This is a genomic window from Shewanella sp. SW32 (assembly GCF_025653365.1).
Classification (GTDB): domain Bacteria; phylum Pseudomonadota; class Gammaproteobacteria; order Enterobacterales; family Shewanellaceae; genus Shewanella; species Shewanella oncorhynchi.
The window spans coordinates 19,333-39,440 of sequence record NZ_JAKKSJ010000044.1; the positions used below are offsets into that span (position 1 = coordinate 19,333).

Here is a 20,108-nt window from a genome sequence, read left to right on the forward strand (position 1 = left end):
TAAGCCTTGATGAGCATACCAATGAGTATTAATAACCTATTCAACAATATCTTAGACCATCAAACCTAACGCCAATTGCCTCGTCAGCTCTGCGGCGGGAATCGCCTGACAGCCGGTTGCATTTTGGCCACACCAAAGTGGGCTAAAATCACCAAATCCTTGTTGTTCAGCGGCGCTTCGCAATACTGCGACGGCACTTGAGGCGAGCGGAAAATCCGGTGCGGCATTATTGATGGGGCCAAGCTCTGCCATAAAACGATTCATAATTCCACGGGCGGGTCGACCAGTGAATAAGTTAGTCAGAGCCGTATGCTGCGCTGCCTCACTTTGCAGGGCGGCGCGGTGAATATCACTGGTGGTGCATTCGGGACAGAGTAAATATGCCGTCCCCACTTGCACCGCCGAAGCGCCCATCGCCATCGCGGCACGCACTGTCTTGGCATCGACTATGCCACCCGCTGCAATAACAGGAATATCAACGGCGGCAATGATTTGCGGCAATAGACTAAAAGTGCCTAATTGCTCGGTTAAATCATCGGATAAAAAATGCCCCCTGTGACCTCCGGCCTCTAAACCCTGCGCAATAATGGCATCCGCACCACGCGCTTCAAGCCATAGGGCTTCTTCTACAGTTGTCGCTGTCGAAATGATTTTTGAACCCCAAGACTTTATCTCCAGCAACAAATCTTCATTCGGTAAGCCAAAATGAAAACTCACCACCTCAGGTTTAAATTTAGCTAACACTTCAGCCTGGGTGCTGGTATATGGCGCGCGTTGTGCCCCCACGGCTTGGCTATCAGGATTGACACCCAACTCAGAAAAATAAGGCGCGAGTTGATTAAGCCATGCGGCTTGTTTCGCTGCTTGCGGTTCAGGTTCGTGATGACAAAAGAAGTTTACATTGATGGGCTTAGTCGTCTGGGTACGAATATGTGTCAAGGCGGTATCTAAGGCTTCGAGGGATAACATGGCGCAGGGCAAAGATCCCAACGCTCCCGCTTGCGACACAGCTATCGCTAAGGCACTGCCCTGAACACCCGCCATCGGCGCTTGAATAATCGGTAATTCGATTCCAAATAATCGGGTTAACTGGCACGGCATACATCACCTCCTTTGACTTGTTATCACTTGATGCTCAATCCTGATATGGCCCCGCGGCTAAACGCTGGGAGATCCACCACAGATTGCCCACGGGATCCCGCACTCCACCTTGGCGATCGCCATAGGGCATATTCGCCACTTCCATCACTAATTCACCCGCAGCGGCGAGTGCCTGAGCCACCGTTTTATCAGCATTTTCCACATATAAATAATAGGATGCGGGCATAGGCGGAAAAGCTTCACTCGCCTCACTCAACATAAATAAACAGTCGCCGATTTGCATCTGTGCATTAGCTATTTTGCCATCAGCCCGACGGGAAATATGTAGCGCTTTAGCATCAAAGGCTTGCTGTAAAAAAACCACTAAACTATCGGCATCAGCGATCATCATATACGGGCTAACCCGTGCAAATCCTGACGGAATAAACATAACGATTCCTTGTTACCTAAGCATGAAATTGATCATAAAAAACCACTATAAGCCAATGACTATAGACTAAGCACTATGGCAAAAACCAGCTGTGGCAATTAAGCCTTAAGCGTGAAATGTAAACTTAAGCATTCAGTGAACAAGTCAAAGCGTAAAGCCTGCTAATGTAAGACGACCCTACAATTTCAACCACTCTGCAGCCAATCATAAAAGTGCCATAACACTTCATGACACTGGTTATTAAGAATAAATCAGCTTTATTTAGCATCGACTTAGCAACTATGGATCATTCATCTATGCTTAATCTATTGTTAACTTAACATGATGATCCTATGCACTTTACTGCATTCTTCGCTTACTCCCTCAGGATTTGCCTCACCTTAATCCTCTATAGTTTCGCCTTTGCAGTGCAGGCAACTTGGTATCCCGCCGATGTGATTGCTGATGGCAAAAAAACGGCATACACACCACTCACTCAAGCCCAAAAAGCATGGCGGATCTGCGCCTTACTTCCCCATGGTAAAGACCAATATTGGTGGGGCGTCGCCTTTGGGTTATCGCAGGAAGCCGAGCGCCAAGGTGTAACTCTCGGCATTTATGATGCTGGAGGATATGACAATATTGAGCAACAAAAACAACAACTCTATGATTGCCAAGCCCTCAAAGCTCAAGCCTATATTATTGCTGCGAATACGGCTGACGGACTGATTGCGGATATCGAACAACTCTCTGATGCGGGCATTCCTGTTATTGATTTAGTGAATGGTATCGCGACCGACAAACTCACGAGTCGCTCCTTAGTCAGCTTTGAAGATATGTCTGCGGCGGCGATTGAGTATATTGCATCGCAGCAACGAGACCCTGTCGATAAAGCGCCTGCGAAACTTAAAGTTGCTTGGTTTCCAGGGCCTAAGGGCGCCTCTTGGGTTATGGCAGCAGAACAAGGATTTAGGCGGGCGGCAGCCAAACAAGAGCTCGACACAATTGAAGGAGGGTTTGGCACTACGGAGTTATTTATTCAAGCTGATTTAGTGCGAAAAGTGCTTACTAAACAAAGTGTAGATTATGTGATCGCCAATGCAGTTGCCGCCACTTTCGCGGCGCGCTATTTAGACGGGCGTAGGAATAAAACGGGAAAAGTCATCGCATTCTACTCAAATGCACAGACCATAGAATTAGTGCAGAAAAAACAGTTACTCGCGACTGTCAGCGACTCACCAGTATTGCAGGCTCGGATTGCCATCGATCTGGCGGTGCGCGCACTCGAAGGTGCGCCTTATCCCCACAAAGTGAGCCCAGTTATCAAGGTCATCTCCCAAGACAACATCCACCAGATTGATTTAGAACAAATATTAGCGCCACAGAATCAGTGGATGATCCATCAGGATCTTCCACAACAAAAATGATGCTCACTAAACTAAATAATCGGCGCCCAGCCCAACAAATAATGCGAGTCCTGCCCAATTGTTATTGAGAAACGCTTTAAAACAAGGGGCTCGTTCGCGATCAAAGATCAGCATTTGCTGGTAAGTACTAAAGCCGACAAAAGTCAGTAAACCTAGGCCATAGAGTAAACCACGATCGGCGCTCCAACCGGCGGCGATAAAACAAGCCAGCGCAGCAAGCTGAAATAAACCTATGATTTGGCGGTCATATTTACCGAACAAAATTGCAGTGGATTTAATGCCCACCTTTAAATCATCATCCCTATCGACCATGGCATACATGGTATCGTAGGCGACAGTCCAAAACCAATTGGCCGCAAATAACCACCAAGCCTCGATGGGCACTTCACCCGTCTGCGCGGCGTAAGCCATAGGGATAGACCAACTCCACACCACGCCTAGAAACATCTGCGGCATATTGGTGATGCGTTTAGTGAAGGGATAAATGATCGTGAGGATAATACCAACAACGGATAATTTAACCACTAATCCATTGAGTAATAAGACTAAACCAAAAGCAGACAAACCTAAAACGACGAACAGTATCAAGGCTTCTTTAGTGCTGATTTCACCACTGGCCAGCGGCCGAGATTTAGTACGTTCCACAAAAGAGTCGAGATCGCGATCGGCATAGTCGTTAATAATGCAGCCACAGGCACGCATGATCACCACGCCAATAATAAAGATGATCAATACCTTAAGATCGGGCATACCACCCGCTGCTAACATTAGCGCCATCAAGCATGGCCACATCAGCAATAGCGTACCTATGGGACGGTCGATTCGAGTAAGACGGGAATACACATCCCACTTTTGCTTTAAATTCATTAACTAGGTACTCCCAATACCCTCAAGTTTCCACTCGTTTTCAGGCTTAGCATCATATACCCATGCTTCTCCCGATGCGAATTCATCCCCTAAAAGCGTGTCACAAAAAGCTGACATTCATCGCGATGATGTCAGTCATCACAGCGCTTCTAAACGAGCGTAAGCCACTACTAACCACTTGCTGCCAAAGTCAGTAAAGCTCACTTGTACTCGCCCTTGGGCACCGCTGCCCTCAAAGTTGGTCACTTTACCTTCACCAAATTTAGGGTGATTGACTCGTTGGCCGACATTAAAACCGGTATCGTTTGTCGCAGCCGATTTTGGGGCGCTAAAACGATTATTCGCCATCGGCGTTGAAACCTGCGCCTTAAGACGAATTTCATCCACATATTGCGGCGGGATCTCTTTGATAAAACGCGACGGCCGAGCGTAATCTTCGCGGCCATAAATGCGCCGCGATTCCGCATAGGTAATGTAGAGTTTTTCCATGGCGCGGGTCATGCCCACATAGCAGAGACGGCGTTCTTCATCGAGTCTATCGCCCTCTTCGAGCGCCATTTTACTCGGGAAGATCCCTTCTTCGACACCCGCCATAAACACCATAGTGAACTCTAACCCTTTGGCAGAATGCAGCGTCATTAGCTGCACCGCATCGGTAAAGGCATCGGCTTGGCCCTCGCCCGCTTCGAGCGCCGCGTGGGAGAGGAAACCGTTAAGTTCGCCCATGTCCTCCAGCTCTTCTGGTAGCTCAAAAGTACGCGCCGCCGTGACGAGTTCTTCTAAGTTTTCGATTCTAGCGTGGGCTTTTTCACCCTTTTCGGCTTCATACATGGCCTTAAGGCCCGACGCTTGGATCACAGTATCGGCCATGCGATACAGCACCATATCTTGGGTGTCTTCACGCAGTGTCATGATTAAGTCCATGAAACCACGCACAGAATTTGCTGCGCGGCCCGCGAGCACTTTCTCGTCGAGCAGACGTACACTCGCCTGCCACAGGGTTAATTCATGCTGGCGCGCGGTGGAGCGTAAAATATCTAAAGTGCGATCGCCAATGCCACGGGGCGGCGTATTCACTACACGCTCAAACGCCGCATCGTCGTCTTTGTTATTAATCAACCGCAGGTAACCCATGGCATCTTTAATTTCTTGGCGTTCGAAGAAGCGTAAACCGCCGTAGATGCGATAGGCTAAGCCTTTGTGTAACAAGGCTTCTTCCAATACCCGCGACTGAGCGTTAGAACGATATAAAATCGCACAATCACTGAGGTTGCCGCCCTTTTCGTGCCAATCATTAATTCGACCGACGATAAAGCGCGCCTCGTCCATTTCATTAAAGGCGCAATAGAGCGAAATCGGATCGCCATCGGCTTCATCCGTCCATAACTCTTTGCCCATACGCTCTGGGTTGTTGGCGATCAAGGCGTTGGACGCTTTAAGAATATTGCCCTTAGAGCGATAGTTTTGTTCGAGGCGAATCGTGGTCGCCGTCGGAAAATCTTTTAAGAATCGATGTAGGTTTTCAACCTGAGCACCACGCCAACCGTAAATCGATTGGTCGTCATCACCGACTATCATCACATTGGCAGTTTGACCGGCAAGCACGCGGATCCACGCATATTGGATCGCGTTGGTATCTTGGAACTCGTCCACCAAAATATGCTTAAATCTGTCTTGATAATGGGCCAACAAGTGCGGTTTATTGAGCCATAACTCATGGGCACGTAATAGGATTTCGGCAAAATCGACTAAACCCGCGCGGTCACAAGACTCTTGGTAAACCTGATAGATTTTTAACAGATTTTGCTCAAGCGGAAAACCGCCCGCATCGATATGTTTAGGGCGTAATCCTTGGTCTTTTTTACCATTGATATAACCCTGAGCTTGGCGTGGAGGATATTGTTTCTCATCCAAATTCAGGCTTTTAAGAATACGTTTGATCAAACGTACTTGATCGTCAGAATCGAGGATTTGGAAGCTTTGCGGTAAACCCGCATCTTGGAAGTGAGTGCGTAACAAACGATGCGCCAAGCCGTGGAAAGTCCCAATCCACATGCGGCCCATATTGGTGCCAGCGACTTTTTCAACTCGCTCGCGCATCTCAGCCGCAGCTTTATTGGTAAACGTCACCGCAAGAATCGAGTAAGGACTCTGCTGTTCAACCTGCATCAGCCACGCAATGCGGTGGGTCAACACCCGAGTTTTACCACTGCCCGCGCCCGCCAACACTAACATGCTAGATTGCGGTGCCGCGACAGCCTCGCGCTGCTTATCATTCAGGCCGTCTAGTAAAGAAGATACGTCCATTCTCGCCTCCAAAAAATCGAGGGGGCATTATAACAGAAGAAAACCCGCCTGCGCGTTTGATCCACAAGACGAGAGCCATAAGGTGAGTGATATGTTGCCGCATCTTGCTTTGCGCTTGTATTGTAATGACGACATTGATTAAGCACTGTCATTCCCGCAATACTTGTGGGCGGGAATCCAGCTTTTCGGTAACAGATCTTTGTTTTTAGAGTAGGAATTGAACAAATGCAAGGCTGTATTAATTGCTCATAGAAAGAGTGTTCATCATTCTGTTTCAGCGATTAAGCACAGTCATTCCAGTGACTCGCCGTAAATATATCCCTATAGGCTCGACGACGGCATCCATGCCGTCAACGGTCACTTCCATGACAGTGCTTAATCTTGCCAACCCCTACAGTAATCTGAACCCCTTCTTACAAGCATGCACTCTGTAAATTTAACGAAGGTAGCTAGTTAATTTCTTGGAACCTTACCTTGTAAGCCTTTTTGTTGCTAAGTGACTTATCGTTACTTGAATACTGGACAAAAGTGAATTAAGTTATTGTTTTATATTGAGCGTTCCGATTTACCGACATCATTCTTACCCATTTACATGGATGTGGCAGCGGCCAAGTCCAACAAGTGATTTATGCACTGCAAACACCGCAGCGCATAAATACTAAGACGTTAGGCTGGTGTCGAAATCGATGCTTATATACTAAGAAAAATAAGGATTATTCATGACTACATATTCACTTAAAAGGCTAGATTTCGATTTACTAGATTACATCTTCGAAATGAAAGGTGGGTATGTTTTAGATTTCTCAAATCAAACATACTCTGAGTTTTTTAATGATGAGCTAGGAATAAACATCGACGATAATAGGTTCTGCGATATAGGTACAAGTAAAGGGAAGCGGCTGCGCAGTTATTTAAAACAATCTAAAACAGAAGAAGTTTTGAGAGTGCTAGCTTCGTTGTGGCAGTATCGTGAGACTAAACGGAAACGAGCGAGCATCGACGAAGAAAAACCAGAGTTAGTATCAGAGTTTAATGAACTCTTGGTTCGCCTTGGCGGGAAAGCCCCCGTGAATAAGAGTAAATCGTCGTTCGTTCCGCATGATGAAGCAATTAATGAAAGTACAGCCAAAGAATTACTGGAAGCTCTGATGCAACTGGCAGCAATGGATCCTCATCCTAGAGGTTACGCGTTTGAATCTTTCCTCAAAAATCTTTTTGATGTAAGCGGGATGTCTGGTAGAGCATCTTTCCGTTTGCTCGGCGAGCAAATTGACGGGAGCTTTGAGCTTGATGGGGAAACATATCTTCTTGAGGCAAAATGGACCAATTTGCCGGTAAACGCTGCTGATTTACGTTCCTTTAACGCTAAAGTTCAAGATAAAGCAGCTTGGTCAAGAGGCTTATTCGTGAGTAATAGTGGTTTTACTGAAGAAGGATTACATGCGTTTGGTCGGGGTAACAGTCTAGTTTGCATGGATGGCCTAGATTTGAGTGAAATGTTAATGAGAAAAATCGGATTTAAGAGCGTTCTATCAAAGAAAGTCCGTCGTGCAGCTGAAACAGGCAAGCCATTTGTACGGCTACGCGATCTTATTTAGTAAAGTAAAATACTTAACAAGCGCATTAAATCTGACATTTCAAATTGTCCAATTTTTTGCAAAGAACAAGACGCAAAAAACGTCCAACATGTTCCGCAGCTTATGCGGGCGTTAGTGCTCAATAAGGTTCACATGCAATTTAAATTTATCAAAGCAACAGCCCAAGATTGGGACTATTTGTTTGACCTGAGAAAATTGACAATGGTTGAGCACCTTGAAAAGTCTGGGCAATTCCTTTCTGAAGAGGAACACCAGTTTAGATTAAAAAACTCCTACAAATACTCGCACTTAATTATTTACGACAAGAGCGTTGTTGGTACATTACAATTCCGCGAATTTGAAGATAAGGTAGAAATTATGCAGCTTCAAATTCACCCTAATAACCAAGGAAAAGGCCTAGGTAGTCTAGTGTTAAAGCAAGTTTTAGAAACTTCAAAACCCAAGTATCTTGAACTAACAGTTTTAAAAGAAAATCGGGCGCTTAATTTATACAAAAGGCTCGGCTTTAAAATTTTTGACGAAGACCAATTTGAATATTTTATGTGTACAGAGCACTAACAAGTCGCTGTAGTATCAATTGAGCGTGTCACTAGAATGACTATGCTTAATCACTACGACCTCCAACAGATAGATCAGCATCGGAGCTCTGCCTCAACCCTCCTTCTCGATGAGAATAACTTTAGGTAGCGGCGGATCGCGGTTAGAATACTCACCCTGTTTTTCTTGGTTACTTTTTCGGAAACAATAATGTCCCATTCAGCGCTTAATTCTTTTGATGATTTTTACCAGCTTTTGGCTGACAGCTTGGCGAAGAATAGCCTGATCAAACTATTGTTGAGTAAGTATCGAGGGGCAGATAAAAGCCTGCAGCGCATTACGATTCGGCCGATCAGTTTGCAAAATGAATCTATGCTGTCGTTTGTGTATCAACACCAGACGAATCACATCACTAAAAACCTGAGTTATGACGAAGGCTTAGCTAGCATAAAACTGTTACTCGGTAGCGATTTTAAGAGTGCCCACTTAGCCACGGCGCAGGCAGAAGTTCAGCTTGAGATCAGCAAAAAAGGCAAAGTCCAAATCAGCACACATAACGTTAAACAAGCCGTCGCGGCGCCCTTAGAACATGACCGTGAGAAAAAGCGTTTTGTGGATATCGAACGCCCCTTCCTGACCAAGCTAGGGGTGACGGACAGCCAACATAATCTTATCCCTGCGATGTCGCGTAAATGGAAGCAAATCAATAAATTTATTGAGGTTTTTAGCCAAGCGCTCGAAGCCTCACCCCACAAGAATGACCAACCGATCAATGTGGTCGATTTTGGCTCTGGCAAAGGCTATCTCACCTTTGCAATCCATGACTACCTGCGCCACAGCCTTCACAATGATGCGCAGGTGACTGGGGTGGAATTACGCCAAGCCTTGGCCGATTTATGTAATGAAACAGCGGCAACGCTGGATCATCAAGGCTTGTCGTTTGTCTGCGGCGATGTGAGAACCCACGCGCCTAAACAAACTGATGTGATGATCGCCCTGCACGCTTGCGATATCGCCACTGACTATGCGATTCATTATGGTATCCGCGCCAATGCCGACATCATCATGTGTTCGCCTTGCTGCCATAAACAAATTCGCCCGCAGATGCACAGCCCAGAGTTGTTCAAACCTATGCTGCAATATGGGGTGCACATGGGCCAACAGGCTGAAATGGTGACGGATTCATTACGTGCGCTATTTTTGGAAGCCAATGGTTATGCGACTAAGGTGTTTGAATTTATCAGCCTAGAACATACCAATAAAAATAAGATGATTTTGGCCGTTAAAAAGTCACAACATAATCAGAAAGACAGCGCCGCAATCCTCGCGCAAATATCTGACATTAAAGCCTATTACGGTATCAAGGAACACTGCTTAGAAACCTTACTCGCGCAAACTCAAGCCGATTAACGGCTGGCGGTTTACTGGCAAAGCATTAAAACTTTGCGCTCATGACAACTCCGTTGAAATTGAGGCAATCTTTAATTCTTTGCTGCTGAACCGCGCTAAGAGTGTCGATATCGTGGAAGGCAAACTCTGAATGTTCGTGGCTTAATTGGATTGGCAATGGCTCACCTTCTGCCCCATCTTTTGCCACCTCATGTCCCTCAGGCAATAGCAGTTCACAACGAAAGATAAAAGCTTGGGATTGATAGGCGCTGTGATAATACACGCCGCTCAAATAGTTAACCCGCACACTTAACCCCAATTCCTCTTGGCATTCGCGCACCAAGGCCTCGTGAATCGTTTCACCAGGCTCGAGTGCGCCACCGGGCAAACCCCAAGCAAAATTACTATAATTGGCCTTAAGCAACAGCACTTGTCCCTGCGCATTAGTGATAACCGCGTGGCTGCTCAATCTAAAGGTATCGTTAAAGGCCACTCAGTTATCCTTACATTTATATTCGGTACGTATTTGAGATATCAGACAAAATCACTTCGCTGCAAAGGTATTACAACTGGCGAGATTACCCGAATCAAACCCCGTCTTAAACCATTTCACCCGCTGCGCCGAACTGCCGTGGGTAAAAGCATCGGGCTGTACGGCGCGACCCGCCATCTGTTGCAGACGATCGTCACCCACAGCACTGGCGGCGGCAATGCCTTCCGCTAAATCGCCCGCTTCAAGTAAGTTAAGTTGTTGATTGACATAATGCCCCCAAATCCCTGCGTAGCAATCAGCCTGCAATTCAAGTGCGACACTCAATTGATTCGCCTGCACTTTACTGCCAGATTGCTGGGCTTGGCGCACCTTAGTGCTAGTGCCCAGCAGGTTTTGCACATGGTGGCCTACCTCGTGGGCAATCACATAGGCAAAGGCAAAATCACCGGGCGCGCCTAAGGTTTTAAGCTCATCAAGAAAGCTAAGATCGATATACACCTTGCTATCGGCAGGGCAATAGAAAGGCCCAGACTGCGCCTGCCCCATACCGCAGCCAGTGGAGGTCATATTGCGATAAAGCACTAACTTAGGCTCTCGATATTGCCCCTTGAGCAACTGGCCCCAAACGGTTTCTGTGGTGCCTAAAATGGCCGCCACAAACTGGGCATTTTCATCCTGTACCGCTGTTGTTGAACTAGATTGAGCTTGGCTAAGATGAGATTGAGTATTTGGGTCGAGTGACAGACCACCGGTAAAATACTGAAAAGCAATATAAATGCCGCCGATGAGCAACACCACGCGGCCAAGTTTAGTTCTCAGCAAAAAGGGCAAGAACCTGAGTAACAAGGCACTCGGCACACCCGCAGATGCCATTTGCTGGCCGCGTCTGTCTTCGATATTGGAGCTTCTGTCAGTGTCACGCCAGCGCATCGCATTCCTTCACTCTGTAGTTAAAACTTTCATTAAACCGCTATTAAAGTCGCTTAGATGCACAACTCTGATTTCGTATTTGCACTCTAGCGCCTAGTGCTTAAGAGTCTAGTGATTATTTCGCTTGTGTATCGCTTGTGGGCGCGTCTTTCAGTGAACGTAAAAACAATCCTAAACCACCAAAGGCCAAAACGAGGATCACGATAAGTTCAAAGGCCGACATAGATTTAAAGTGGAATTGAATCGAGCTGATAACCCCTACAATCAAGGCCGTTAGCGAACCTAAACTCAGCAGCCAAGCTAACTTACTCTTAGCGTCAAAAAACACCATCACAATGCCGATAATAAACGGTAGCATCACCATGCCAGTGGTGATCGACATGCCTTGCCCAAAGGCATTCACTCGATATAAGCCATAGCCCAGTCCAAAACTAGAGCTCACTTGTATTGCATTGAACAATAAATAAAATCCGCCACACATCATGGCAAGACCCATAAAAAATTGTCCCGTCCCGCCCTGTGTTCCGCCCGCACCTTTCATAGATATCCTTTCTAAATTAACGATTTTTGAGTGGCTTGTTCTATGGCCGTTTTCAGCCGTTGTTTTTCTTCCGCTGCTTTTGCCTTTTGGTACTCGTCGAGATTTTTATCCGCCTCGGCAACACAGCGCTGTTTATCTCGCATGGGCTCATAGGGATCGACATCAGTTCTGGCAGAACACTCTAATTCGGCGCAAGCAGATGTCAGCGCAGTAAAGAACAAGAGCAGCATAATCAAAGGGAATTTCACCATCAAGCACGCCTCAGTGAATGACCCAAATAACACACCTCATTCATAGGTAACGCCCATATTGCCAATCACACATTTTTGCTAAGTGATATCAAGCTTATTCAGGCCCCATGTTGACATAAATTACGCTAAGGCCAACACTCAATGATGAATTTTTATACGCATGAACGACGACACTAAAGTGGATTAAATACACAGTGGCTAAAATAAGGATGCTGCAACGATTCCAATATAAGCCCTACCGTTAACATTAAGGAATGCCTTTGAATACGCTATTAATAGGAAAAGGTGAACAACAGGTTCACTTAAATCTTAAGTATGCCAATCGCCATGGGTTAATTGCCGGTGCCACAGGGACAGGCAAAACCGTGTCGCTGATGAGTATTGCCGAAGGTTTTTCACGCCAAGGCGTGCCAGTTTTTATCACAGACGTTAAAGGCGATATCTCGGGTCTAGCTATGGCCGGCACTCCAAGTGAAAAGCTATTACAAAGGGCAACTCAAATTGGCATTGAGGATTATCACAACGAAGCCAACCCTGTGGTGTTATGGGATTTAGCGGGCGTTCAAGGCCACCCGCTGCGTACCACCATCAGCGAAATGGGCCCAACCTTACTCGGCCGAATTTTAGAATTGAATGACACCCAGAGCGGTATTTTAGACATAGTCTTTCAGCTAGCGGACGACCAAGGGTTATTACTGCTCGACTTAGATGATCTGCGGGCCATGCTGGCCTTAGTTGCCGAGGAACGCAAAGAAATCTCCGCCAAATATGGTTTAATCAGCGCCCAATCCCTCGCAGCAATTCAACGCTCGGTACTAGGATTAGAGCGCGATGGTGGCAAAGACTTTTTTGGTGAACCCGCGTTACAGCTTGAAGATTTAATGCGCACTAATTTGCAAGGACGCGGCATTATCAATTTATTAGCAGCAAACAAACTGATTTTAACACCCCGTTTATATTCAAGTTTTTTACTCTGGCTACTCTCAGAATTATTTGAGAATCTGCCCGAAGTCGGCGATCCCGAAAAACCTAAGTTAGTGTTTTTTATCGATGAGGCGCATTTACTCTTTGAGGGTTGCCCACCGAGTCTATTAAAACGCGTCGAACAGATCATGCGCCTAATTCGCTCAAAAGGCGTAGGCGTTTATTTTTGCTCGCAATTTCCTGATGATGTCCCAAGCGAAATTCTCGGACAATTAGGTAATCGTATTCAACATGCCCTGCGAGCTTACACGCCAAGGGATCAAAAGGCCGTTAAAACCGCCGCCGAAACCTTTGTGCCTAACCCCAAACTGGTTGTTAGCGACGTCATATCCCAGCTCGCTGTAGGTGAAGCCTTAGTGTCTATGTTAGCCGACAAAGGCGTGCCAACTATGGTCGAGCGCGCGCTCATCGCACCGCCACGTTGCCGCATGGGACCCGCCACAAGTGAGGAGTTACAACAAGTCCGTGTCCAGAGCCCGATTGGAGGTAAATACGATCAGTTAATCAACCGCGAATCGGCCTACGAACGCCTTAACCAAAGACGAGTTGGTAACGCCACCAGCGACACCACAACCACAGCAAGTGATGCTCAAACGAGCCAAAAAGCCGAAGAACAAAGTTGGTTCAGTGAACTCATTTTTGGCAATAAGCGCCGCCAAGGGTTAGCTGAAACCTTGTCAAAACAAGCGGCACGCACGGTTGGAAGCCAATTAGGTAAACAAATTTTGCGCGGTATATTAGGTGGCATGTTAGGTAAATCGAGCCGACGTTAGGCATATGGTACTTAGTTAAGCCTCCAATTAGGGCCCACTAAAACCACAAACAATGACGAAAATAGAGGTACTGTGTCCTTGTTCGCATATTTCTTATACAGGTTAACGCTAGCATTAGCATTAATTATTCTAAGTGATAGATGGATCATGGTACGGAATTCGGTGATAAGATTATTTTGCTGTAATCGCTCATTGAGGCAAATAAATTCACAGATAATTATCAATGATTTTAGATATTTGTAATTTAAAATGTTGTAATTCGAGATAAAAATTTCGCTTCAATCAGGACGTCATGGAATAGGTTCAATTAAGTACGGCTTACATGATTAGCCTGATGAATAACCAAAGAGTACATGGAGTTTTATATGAGTAAAGAGCAAAAAAACCGTAAAGAATCGAAGAAACAACCGCTGATGTCTCCTAAAGAGAAAAGAGCAGCAAAACATGCGAAAAACGCAACTAAAGGTTTCTTAGATAACACTAAATAGTGTCTTGTTATTAGGAGGTTTGTCCTCTAATAACACAAATAGGGTTAACTTAGGTTAGCCCTTTTTATTGCCCGCTTCATTGAACCAACCAAGTTTTACCTCACAATACAACCTTGCTCAAAACAGTCTCAGATCTCAGTTTTGTGATACAAAAGTAGCAGCTATCGACTATAGCCTAATTGACCTTTTCCAGGTTTTATGTAGTTATATTGAGCTGATTACGGTATTTACCACTCGAAAGACCCTACATAACACTATAAAAAATAAGGATATTTCATAATGAAAATCAAAAAACGTTTTGTCGCCGTCGGCGCAGCAGTGACTCTCACACTCAGTGCTGCCGCTATGGCTGCTGCCCCCGCCTTTATCAACATTCTCACAGGCGGCACCAGTGGTGTGTATTACCCTATTGGCGTTGCGCTGTCGCAACTCTACGGCACAGGAATCGAAGGTTCTAAAACCTCAGTTCAAGCAACTAAAGCCTCAGTAGAAAACCTCAATTTATTGCAAGCGGGTCGTGGTGAATTAGCGTTCGCTTTAGGTGATTCAGTCGCAGCAGCATATCAAGGTGATATTGATGCAGGCTTTAAAACGCCGCTGGATAAAATCCGAGTACTTGCCTCGGCTTATCCTAACTACATTCAAATCGTCGCCAATAAAGAGTCTGGCATTAAAACCTTGGCTGATTTAAAAGGAAAACGTATCTCAGTGGGTGCCCCTAAATCAGGGACAGAACTCAATGCCAGATCGATTTTCAAGGCTGCTGGACTAAGTTATGAAGACATGGGGAAAGTCGAGTTTTTACCCTATGCCGAATCCGTTGAGCTAATCAAAAATCGTCAATTAGACGCCACTTTACAATCTTCCGGTCTCGGCATGGCAGCTATCCGTGACTTAGCTGCGACTATGGCAATCAACTTTGTTGAAATTCCAGAAGATGTGATCGCTAAGATTAACAATCCCGCCTATCAACATGGCGTGATCCCAGCATCCACCTATGAAGGCCAAACCACCGACGTTTCTACCGTCGCCATTCAAAATTTACTGGTGACTCAAAGCGGTGTATCGGATGATTTAGCCTATCAGATGACAAAACTCATGTTCGAGCACTTAGACCGACTCGGTAACGCGCACTCCGCCGCGAAGACCATCAGCGTAGATAAAGCGACGAAAAATCTGCCAATACCACTGCATCCAGGTGCAGAACGTTATTACAAAGAAGTTGGTGCACTCTAAGTTTTACTGATATCTGTGCATCCTATTCCAAACTAAGCAATTGAGATGCCGTTAAATAACGGCATCTCGTTTATATCATCTCTGTAGTCTAATGCTGTGAGGCATAATATGAGTGATCCCCAACAAGGTCTCAGCGCCAATACTGGCGATTGGCCCAAGGCTCTATTTTATACAGCCTTAATTTTTTCTATTTTTCAAATCATCACTGCCGCTTTTCATCCCGTCTCGACTCAAGTACTGCGTGCCACCCATGTGGGCTTTTTACTGTTAGTGGTTTTTTTAAGTTATCCCGCTAGAGGAAAATCTCAGCCTTGGCAGCCACTCGCTTGGCTACTCGGTCTAGCTGGCATGGCCACAGCAGCTTATCAGTGGTATTTCGAAGCCGACTTAATTCAACGTTCAGGCGATCTGACCGATGCGGATATAGTGATAGGTATCACTTTGATCGTATTAGTGTTTGAAGCAGCGCGCCGAGTCATGGGCTGGGCGCTACCGATCATCTGTAGCATCTTTTTGATGTATGGCTTATTTGGCCAGTATTTACCCGGTGACTTAATGCACCGCGGCTATGGATTCGATCAGATCATCAATCAATTAGCCTTCGGTACCGAAGGGCTATACGGCACACCAACCTATGTATCGGCGACGTATATATTCCTGTTTATTCTCTTCGGCTCCTTTTTAGAACAAGCCGGAATGATCCGTTTATTTACCGACTTTGCTATGGGATTATTTGGCCACAAGCTCGGCGGTCCTGCAAAAGTTGCAGTAGTGTCATCGGCATTGATGGGGACGATTACAGGATCAGGTGTTGCCAACGTGGTCACAACGGGCCAATTTACCATTCCACTCATGAAACGATTCGGTTATCGCCCAGCCTTCGCCGGCGGGGTAGAGGCAACATCGAGTATGGGCAGCCAAATCATGCCGCCGATCATGGGCGCGGTGGCCTTTATCATGGCCGAAACCATTAACGTCCCCTTTATCGAGATAGCCAAAGCGGCATTGATCCCTGCGCTACTTTATTTCTGCTCCGTATTTTGGATGGTGCATTTAGAAGCCAAACGCGCCAATCTCTGTGGCCTGCCTAAAGATCAGTGCCCTAATCCATGGGCGGCAATTAAAGAGCGTTGGTATCTCCTTATCCCCTTGTTTATTTTAGTCTACTTGCTGTTTTCGGGTAGAACGCCGCTGTTCTCAGGCATGGTAGGACTCGCCCTCACATCGATAGTAATTTTAGGCTCAGCCATAGTACTGCGGCTTTCCTCAATGGCGATGCGGATTGCCTTTTGGATTGCCCTTGGCATCCTATGCGCTGGCTTCTTCCAACTCGGGATCGGAGTCGTATTTGGGGTTATCGCCTTATTAGTCGCCATTTGTTGGTTTATTAAAGGTGGCAGAGATACTCTCACCATCTGCTTGCATGCACTGGTAGAAGGCGCCCGTCATGCCGTGCCTGTGGGTATCGCCTGCGCTTTAGTCGGTGTGATTATCGGCATAGTGTCACTGACAGGAATTGCCTCGACCTTCGCGAGCTATATTCTTGCCGTTGGCCAAGATAACTTGTTCTTATCACTCGTGTTAACTATGGTCACTTGCCTAGTGCTCGGCATGGGGATCCCCACAATCCCTAACTACATTATTACTAGCTCGATTGCCGCTCCCGCATTACTCGACCTCGGTGTGCCACTGATTGTGTCGCATATGTTTGTATTTTATTTCGGCATCATGGCCGATCTCACGCCTCCCGTTGCCTTAGCCTGTTTTGCCGCAGCACCAATCGCTAAGGAATCAGGCCTTAAGATCAGCCTTTGGGCAATCCGTATCGCCATTGCAGGTTTTGTGATCCCCTTTATGGCGGTTTACGATCCCGCTTTGATGCTTCAAGGTGATAGCTGGTTAGCCACAGGGTTTGTCTTGCTAAAAGCGACTGTGGGTATTGGTATTTGGGGCGTCATCTTTACCGGATATCTATTACAAAAACTCTACTGGTGGGAACGCGTTATCGGCTTCCTTGCAGGTGCTAGCTTAATTCTTGCTACGCCGTTGAGTGATGAAATTGGCTTTGGGCTCGCACTGCTATTTATCGTGCAACACAGCTGGCGAGCACGCAAACTCAAACGTCTCGCAGAGCAAGGATAAGCTCTTGAGATTATTGGTCGTTAATCAGTTTTTGAAGGTAAACAGATGCTAGGCCTGTGTTTAGGCCTAGCGGGCACACTGTGGGCCCAAGTGCCCACAGACAACTTCACCTTGGCATGGAACCACAGCATAGAAAAAATTCGCTGGGAGGAAGACTATAACGTCATGCCACAAGGATTAGTGTTGGTCGAAGCAAGAGTGAAAGGTACGGGTGCAGGAATGGAAATCCCAGATGATGCCTATCTTAAAAATGGCAGCTGGCATTATCAGCCCAAGCTGCCCATTTTGCCTGTGTTGCGCTTAGGTCGCACGCCCGAAGCAGGGGATTTTGAACTTTGCTTCACTCAAATCTCAGGAAAAGTGCAATGCCAAGCCATGAGTCATTGGATTGGCGTACCCAACAAACAAACAGCCGCGGTTGAACTTTGGGGTTGCAACTCTTTGCCTTAAGCGCGTTTATCCATATATTTACGCTCAATTTCTATTAGGCGCTGATTAAAATCCTCAAGGTGTGCAAACATTTCGGCCTCAGCTTTCGCCCCATCTTTTGCGATAACCGCTTCGACAATGACATCATGCAAACCTAAAGGATGAATTTCATCAGTCGGTGGCTGAAACTTAGTCGTTTGATTACTTAATAAAACCAACAAGGATTTTACGATCGCTTCTAAAAAGCGATTTCCAGACATTTCAGCGAGCAAATAATGTACTTGAGATCGCAATATGACAGTTTCGGGATAAGCCAATGAGTCACTTTCATGACGATTCGCCTCTTGCAAAGCTTTAGCTTGCTCTGGAGTGCAATTTTTAGCAGCCATTCTAGCCACTTGCGGCTCAATCAGCATGCGTGCTTGACACAGTTCAGGAAGAGAAAGTTTCCCCATTAGAAATAAATCTTGGCAAGCATCACTTAAACGTTCAAAGGTTAAGTGCTTAACAAATGCGCCGCCTGTTGCACCTTGGCGAATCTCCACTAATCCACCTGCTTCGAGGCTCTTGATCGCCTCTCTCACCACAGTGCGACTAACTTGAAATAATTCTATTAATTCGCGCTCAGAGGGTAATTTATCGCCAGCCTTATATTCGCCGTCTAAAATAGCATTTTTCAGTTGCTGCCCGACTTCACTCGATGCTCTTATCTGCTTAATTGGCTTGAAGATATGCACTTGATTATCCCAAATATGCTTAGTGTCGCCATACTAGCATAAAACCGCATTAACGCAGAAAAAGTACTCTCATGTTTCCTACATTAGTGATTAAAAAACATTCATCTTTGTTGATCCAAGTAACATCTGTGCGAATTTCGTAACTAGTTTCTCATATTCATCTTAACTTCGTTGTCGACATTAGTCATACGTCATACATTTAACCTAAGAATGTTAAACATAATTTCTTTAACTAGCTCAGACAATTCTGATCAGGGCTTACTAATAATAGGGAAGATGATGATGAAAAAATCTTATTTATCTTTGCTTGTGCTATCTACGCTAGCGATTCCAGCTACAGCAGATACCAGCATTGATCAAATGTTTAGCCAAGGTACGTTAAAAGGGGAATTACGCTTATTCGATTTTACCCGTGACTTTGATAATACGACGAACACTAAACACGATACGTCATTTGGCGGACTGTTTTATTACAATACCGCAAAAGTGAATGGCCTCAGTTTTGGGACCAGCTTCGCATCTGCAAATCCCATTTGGACCAATGATTCAGATGATGTCTACGGCCTAGTTGCTCGCGATGCCGCTGGCGACCATGACAACGTCAACCGTTTACAGGAGTATTTTGTCCAAGGTAATTGGTGGGATACTCAATTCAAATTAGGTGCACAAGAACTGCGCACACCAATGATGAATCCCCATGACATTCGTGCGATCCCACGAACTTTTCGCGGCTTTTCAGCAGAAAATAAGAGTGTTGACAATCTAACGTTATCAGCACTCTATATTACAGATTCCATGGGGTGGTCTGACAATAGCTTCGTATCCGTAAAAGAGGCGGTACAAAGCGAATTAGCAAGAGCGGGTATTGTGGCAGATGTTGCCGATAACCCAGTTTATGCCCTAGGTGCTAAATATCAATTGCCCTTTAAAACAGTCCAAACTGAAGCCCATCTTTGGCACTACAGCATGGAAGATGTTTTCAATCAAACCTATGCCAAAGTGAAATTAGCCGCTGATGTTGGTCCAACGAATTTGTACTTAACACCTTCCTATTTAACTCAACAGGCAATAGGTGATGAAACTGGCGGCCCACTCGATACCTATCAATATGGCTTCCATCTAGGTGCCAAATTGGCGGGGGCAGATCTCACTTATATGTACGCCAAAACCGGGGATGACACAGTGCTGACCCCATGGGGCGATGAAAAAGTGGTCATTCAACAGGTCAGGGTGAGATTACGAGTGGTCATTTAATAACCACACTCATGCCGGCTTCAAGCACCGCATCCAAATAAGCCTCATTCATCAATGCCTGACGCTGCTTTCTTCTGATACTCATTTTTCGCTTCTCAGCGCGTAACATATTCAAACCAAAGTGTCGCATCGTGGCAAGATTAGTCGCTGCATTACCACGGTATATCTGGCACGCATCCTCACCTAAACTCACATCCAGCACCCAGTGCAACTGG

General features: G+C 45.9%; 20 protein-coding genes. 10 read left to right on the plus strand and 10 right to left on the minus strand.

Annotated features, from left to right (window positions below; genetic code table 11):
• Positions 1 to 51: 51 nt before the first annotated feature.
• The gene (locus L5M28_RS20435; RefSeq protein ID WP_263204279.1) at positions 52 to 1,101 is read right to left on the minus strand and encodes an NAD(P)H-dependent flavin oxidoreductase; all 1,050 of its coding nucleotides are present in this window, start codon (positions 1,099 to 1,101) and stop codon (positions 52 to 54) included.
• 34 nt (positions 1,102 to 1,135) lie between these two features.
• Positions 1,136 to 1,531, minus strand: coding sequence for a VOC family protein (locus tag L5M28_RS20440; protein ID WP_212599588.1), 396 nt, complete (start codon positions 1,529 to 1,531; stop codon positions 1,136 to 1,138).
• Between the two features lie 332 nt (positions 1,532 to 1,863).
• On the opposite strand from L5M28_RS20440, the gene torT reads away from it, so the two are divergent.
• Complete coding sequence (torT, locus tag L5M28_RS20445) at positions 1,864 to 2,937, plus strand: TMAO reductase system periplasmic protein TorT (protein WP_198572001.1); 1,074 nt, start codon at positions 1,864 to 1,866, stop codon at positions 2,935 to 2,937.
• 6 nt (positions 2,938 to 2,943) lie between these two features.
• Here the strand turns inward: torT and ubiA are convergent, their stop codons facing one another.
• Both ubiA and uvrD read right to left on the minus strand, forming a co-directional pair.
• Positions 2,944 to 3,804, minus strand: a complete 861-nt coding sequence (gene ubiA / locus L5M28_RS20450; RefSeq protein ID WP_168827752.1) for a 4-hydroxybenzoate octaprenyltransferase — start codon at positions 3,802 to 3,804, stop codon at positions 2,944 to 2,946.
• 138 nt (positions 3,805 to 3,942) lie between these two features.
• Entirely contained in the window at positions 3,943 to 6,111 is a 2,169-nt protein-coding gene (gene uvrD / locus L5M28_RS20455; protein ID WP_263163726.1) for a DNA helicase II, read from the minus strand.
• 719 nt (positions 6,112 to 6,830) lie between these two features.
• Between uvrD and L5M28_RS20460 the strand changes: the two genes are divergently transcribed.
• From L5M28_RS20460 to L5M28_RS20470, 3 genes are all read left to right on the plus strand, one after another.
• Complete coding sequence (locus tag L5M28_RS20460) at positions 6,831 to 7,709, plus strand: restriction endonuclease (RefSeq protein WP_219250994.1); 879 nt, start codon at positions 6,831 to 6,833, stop codon at positions 7,707 to 7,709.
• A gap of 132 nt (positions 7,710 to 7,841) precedes the next feature.
• On the plus strand, positions 7,842 to 8,267 hold the full coding sequence (locus tag L5M28_RS20465) for a GNAT family N-acetyltransferase (RefSeq protein ID WP_219250993.1): 426 nt from the start codon (positions 7,842 to 7,844) through the stop codon (positions 8,265 to 8,267).
• A gap of 189 nt (positions 8,268 to 8,456) precedes the next feature.
• Positions 8,457 to 9,656 carry a class I SAM-dependent methyltransferase gene (locus tag L5M28_RS20470; protein WP_263204280.1) on the plus strand — a complete coding sequence of 400 codons (1,200 nt, stop codon included), beginning with the start codon at positions 8,457 to 8,459 and terminating at the stop codon, positions 9,654 to 9,656.
• Between the two features lie 25 nt (positions 9,657 to 9,681).
• Here the strand turns inward: L5M28_RS20470 and L5M28_RS20475 are convergent, their stop codons facing one another.
• From L5M28_RS20475 to L5M28_RS20490, 4 genes are all read right to left on the minus strand, one after another.
• Complete coding sequence (locus L5M28_RS20475) at positions 9,682 to 10,128, minus strand: NUDIX hydrolase (protein ID WP_263204281.1); 447 nt, start codon at positions 10,126 to 10,128, stop codon at positions 9,682 to 9,684.
• Between the two features lie 51 nt (positions 10,129 to 10,179).
• Positions 10,180 to 11,058 carry a neutral zinc metallopeptidase gene (locus tag L5M28_RS20480; RefSeq protein ID WP_263204282.1) on the minus strand — a complete coding sequence of 293 codons (879 nt, stop codon included), beginning with the start codon at positions 11,056 to 11,058 and terminating at the stop codon, positions 10,180 to 10,182.
• A 115-nt stretch (positions 11,059 to 11,173) separates the two neighbouring features.
• Positions 11,174 to 11,599, minus strand: coding sequence for a hypothetical protein (locus L5M28_RS20485; protein WP_006084327.1), 426 nt, complete (start codon positions 11,597 to 11,599; stop codon positions 11,174 to 11,176).
• Positions 11,600 to 11,610: 11 nt separating this feature from the next.
• Positions 11,611 to 11,850 carry a hypothetical protein gene (locus tag L5M28_RS20490; protein WP_263204283.1) on the minus strand — a complete coding sequence of 80 codons (240 nt, stop codon included), beginning with the start codon at positions 11,848 to 11,850 and terminating at the stop codon, positions 11,611 to 11,613.
• Between the two features lie 260 nt (positions 11,851 to 12,110).
• Between L5M28_RS20490 and L5M28_RS20495 the strand changes: the two genes are divergently transcribed.
• The 5 genes from L5M28_RS20495 (at position 12,111) to L5M28_RS20515 (ending at position 17,923) form a co-directional block, all read left to right on the plus strand.
• Positions 12,111 to 13,607 carry a DUF853 domain-containing protein gene (locus L5M28_RS20495; protein ID WP_263204284.1) on the plus strand — a complete coding sequence of 499 codons (1,497 nt, stop codon included), beginning with the start codon at positions 12,111 to 12,113 and terminating at the stop codon, positions 13,605 to 13,607.
• Positions 13,608 to 13,972: 365 nt separating this feature from the next.
• A complete protein-coding gene (locus L5M28_RS20500) occupies positions 13,973 to 14,095 on the plus strand; it encodes a hypothetical protein (protein ID WP_105250371.1) in 123 nt (40 codons plus the stop codon).
• 279 nt (positions 14,096 to 14,374) lie between these two features.
• Complete coding sequence (locus L5M28_RS20505) at positions 14,375 to 15,331, plus strand: TAXI family TRAP transporter solute-binding subunit (RefSeq protein ID WP_105250372.1); 957 nt, start codon at positions 14,375 to 14,377, stop codon at positions 15,329 to 15,331.
• Positions 15,332 to 15,439: 108 nt separating this feature from the next.
• A complete protein-coding gene (locus L5M28_RS20510) occupies positions 15,440 to 17,473 on the plus strand; it encodes a TRAP transporter permease (protein ID WP_131524216.1) in 2,034 nt (677 codons plus the stop codon).
• 45 nt (positions 17,474 to 17,518) lie between these two features.
• On the plus strand, positions 17,519 to 17,923 hold the full coding sequence (locus L5M28_RS20515; protein ID WP_263204285.1) for a DUF1850 domain-containing protein: 405 nt from the start codon (positions 17,519 to 17,521) through the stop codon (positions 17,921 to 17,923).
• Here L5M28_RS20515 and L5M28_RS20520 read toward each other — a convergent pair.
• The gene (locus L5M28_RS20520; RefSeq protein ID WP_263204286.1) at positions 17,920 to 18,639 is read right to left on the minus strand and encodes a FadR/GntR family transcriptional regulator; all 720 of its coding nucleotides are present in this window, start codon (positions 18,637 to 18,639) and stop codon (positions 17,920 to 17,922) included. The genes L5M28_RS20515 and L5M28_RS20520 overlap by 4 nt on opposite strands.
• Before the next feature lie 282 nt (positions 18,640 to 18,921).
• On the opposite strand from L5M28_RS20520, the gene L5M28_RS20525 reads away from it, so the two are divergent.
• Positions 18,922 to 19,893 (plus strand): OprD family outer membrane porin, encoded by a 972-nt coding sequence (locus L5M28_RS20525; protein WP_263204287.1) that lies wholly within the window; start codon positions 18,922 to 18,924, stop codon positions 19,891 to 19,893.
• Here L5M28_RS20525 and L5M28_RS20530 read toward each other — a convergent pair.
• A partial coding sequence (locus L5M28_RS20530) for a transposase (RefSeq protein ID WP_411569187.1) occupies positions 19,886 to 20,108 on the minus strand: 223 nt, incomplete at its 5' end. The genes L5M28_RS20525 and L5M28_RS20530 overlap by 8 nt on opposite strands.